4 protein-coding genes are annotated in these 2,744 nt (G+C 34.6%); 2 read left to right on the forward strand and 2 right to left on the reverse strand.

All coding sequences use genetic code 11. The features are described from left to right. Nucleotides 1-2: 2 nt before the first annotated feature. Nucleotides 3-638: a spore germination lipoprotein GerD gene (gerD, locus tag BFL01S_RS19310; protein ID WP_061786687.1), complete on the reverse strand. Its 636-nt coding sequence runs from the start codon at nt 636-638 to the stop codon at nt 3-5. A 145-nt stretch (nt 639-783) separates the two neighbouring features. Between gerD and BFL01S_RS19315 the strand changes: the two genes are divergently transcribed. Then, nucleotides 784-1,407, forward strand: coding sequence for a KinB-signaling pathway activation protein (locus BFL01S_RS19315; protein ID WP_025909762.1), 624 nt, complete (start codon nt 784-786; stop codon nt 1,405-1,407). A gap of 17 nt (nt 1,408-1,424) precedes the next feature. On the opposite strand, the gene pdaB is transcribed toward BFL01S_RS19315, so the two are convergent. Then, on the reverse strand, nt 1,425-2,189 hold the full coding sequence (gene pdaB / locus BFL01S_RS19320) for a polysaccharide deacetylase family sporulation protein PdaB (protein ID WP_061786688.1): 765 nt from the start codon (nt 2,187-2,189) through the stop codon (nt 1,425-1,427). Between the two features lie 143 nt (nt 2,190-2,332). Here pdaB and BFL01S_RS20620 point away from each other — a divergent pair, with 143 nt between their 5' ends. After that, nucleotides 2,333-2,506 carry a hypothetical protein gene (locus BFL01S_RS20620; protein ID WP_153301109.1) on the forward strand — a complete coding sequence of 58 codons (174 nt, stop codon included), beginning with the start codon at nt 2,333-2,335 and terminating at the stop codon, nt 2,504-2,506. The last annotated feature ends 238 nt before the right edge of the window (nt 2,507-2,744 follow it).

The following is a 2,744-nucleotide window of genomic DNA, read 5'->3' on the forward strand; positions in this document are numbered from 1 at the left end:
TTTTAATCTTGTTCTTGTTCTTCAGCGTCAACGGATGCTTCTTCAGAAGAGCCTTCGTCACTATTTTCACCTTTTTGACCTTGTTGTTCAGAATTTTCTGCAGCAGCTTTTAATAAGATATCCTGAATTTTTGATTGGTAAAGAGGACTTTCGAATGTTTCATTCATTATTTTCTGTAAATGAGTGCGGTATTCTTTACTCTTAAGTACGGTTAACAGTTCTTTTTCCATTGCTGGGTCTTTTAAAATGTCCTGTAGCATGGCTTGGTAATCAGGATCCTTCATAAGCTGCTTTAATACTCGTTCATGCTCTGCTTCCATACTTTTAGCAAAGCTCTCAGCGAATTTTGGATCTTTCATGGCTTTTTTCCAAAATTCAATGCCAGTATCTGAAGTCAACGTTTCAGAAATTGTTTCTTTAACCATTGCTTGATCCATCACGAGGTTCTCTCGAAGTGTAGGATCATCCATAATAGCTTCAATGGCTTTCTTTCCTTCATCAGTCTTTAAAATATCAACAACCATTTTCTTTGTTTGATCGTAATCCATCCCGTTACTTTCCTCGTCTTGAGGGGCACAGGCAGTTAATGAAAACATGCATATCCCTACATAAGAGAGGAGCAAGAGTAGCTTTTTCATGGATGATGGGCTCCTTTCAACATACGCTTACGCTTAATATGAGATAATGAGCATTTTTTATTCATTGCTCACCTCTAGATTTTTTAAAAAACGATTGGTACAATTTATGAAAGGGATTACTTAACGGTTTTATGGGGGGATGAGCTTGAATAGTCGCAATTGGGTTCGACTTTTTTTATCAACCTTAATAGTAGGTGGGCTTAGCACATCTATCGTTGGTTTTGCGGTGAGATGGAATGAGTACAAAGAGTTATTTGCTGGTGGAGAAGTAGCAGAGATCTTATCAATTTTAACGTGGCTAATCGGTGTAGGCTTTATCTTTAGCCTTATTAGTCAGATGGGTTTTTTTGCATATTTAACGATTCATCGATTTGGGATTGGGATTTTTCGTTCATTATCCTTATGGTCAAGCGTACAATTGGTGTTAATTATTTTTGTACTATTTGATTTAGTTTATTTTCGCTATCGCTTTTTTGCTGAAGAGGGAGAATCTATGCTGAGTTACCTTTTAATTAGTATTTTTGTTTTGGTGTACGGCTTAGTGGTAGCATACCTAAAGGCTAAAAGCACGAAAAAAGAGGCTTTTGTGCCGGCTCTATTCTTTATTGTTGTAATTACGACAGTGGAATGGTTTCCTGCACTTCGTACCAATGAAGAAAGCTGGCTGTATTTAATGCTATTTCCTTTGTTAATTTGTAATACATATCAGCTTTTGATCTTACCTAAATTAACAGCAAACACAAAAGTAGTGAAAACAACCAGCGGCTAATAGCCCCCGGTTGTTTTTTATTTAACATCTTGAATATCACTTTTTGTATTAGAAATAAGAGTAGAGACTGTCACGTTTGATATTTTTTTAGACTGTAAAGAGTGCTGGATATAAGGGAGTGCTTCTGCAGTTTGCTGAGCTGAATCGGACGCATGCAGTAATACAATGTCTCCACCATGTAATGGTTTAGTTGTATTTGATACAATTTCTTTAACACCTGGATTTGTCCAATCTTTTGAGTCAATGCTCCAGTGAATAATTGTATACCCCATCTTATTTGCAAGTTTTAGAATATCTTTATTAAAATGTCCGTTAGGTGGACGCAAAAGTTTTACTTCCTTAATACCTAAAGAGGTAAAAACTTTCTGTGATTTCGCTAAATCTTGCCTAATTTCGTTTAGCTCCATAGAAGTATAGGAGTTATAATCATATCCCATGGTTCCAATTTCATGGCCTTCCTTTTTAATTCTTTCAACAACATCTGGATGACGTTCTGCCCAGGAAGCAGATAAAAAGAACGTGGCTTGATTGATCTTTTGTTTTTTAAGTTCATCCAAAATAGGAACAGCACGTTCGTCTCCCCAGCTGATATTAAAAGTTAAGGCTACCTCTAAATCTTTTTCTTCAGCCTTATAAACAGCCCGTGGTCCATCGTCCGTTGAGAAAACGGGATAGTCAAACATATGTTGAGCATAAAGGAAGAAGCTTGTAAACAAAGCTGATAAAATAATAATCATGGTTTGTTTTAAGCGTTTAGCTTTTATTGTATAAAATCCATTCACGTTTTCACCTCATTTAATTAAGTAGTACTTGTCTAATTTCTATGCAAAGTGTGAAAGATAAATAACAAATAATCATCGGTTCTTATAAAAGATGATATAAAGTTGCCAGCGATGGTTAGAATAAACAAGAAAAGGTGTTATACGTGAGAAGGTTATCTTTGAATGAACAAGAAATAGTAGAGCTGCAAACTATTTTATTAAAAGAATTAAAAGATTTATCTATACAGACTCATACATATGAATCTAACCCGTTTATTGCTCGTGTTATTAAAGAAAGACAGGTATTACTAAGACGATTATTAATGCGTACAAGTTAACTAATCATTAGCCGGAAACAAAGTTGATAAAAAAGTTTCGAAAAAGTGTTGACCTTTTTATTTATATCTGTTAAATTATTAAATGTCGCAAGTGAGCGATAATAAAAAGTAAAAAAGTATTGACAAGTTACTTTCAACTTGTTAATATAAAAAAGTCGCTTCTAAGCGACGGTTGAACTTTGAAAATTGAACAAAGCGACAAACGTCAACGTTAATTTTTTTAAACTTTTATGAGCGA

The sequence above is a fragment of the Priestia flexa NBRC 15715 genome (assembly GCF_001591565.1).
Classification (GTDB): domain Bacteria; phylum Bacillota; class Bacilli; order Bacillales; family Bacillaceae_H; genus Priestia; species Priestia flexa.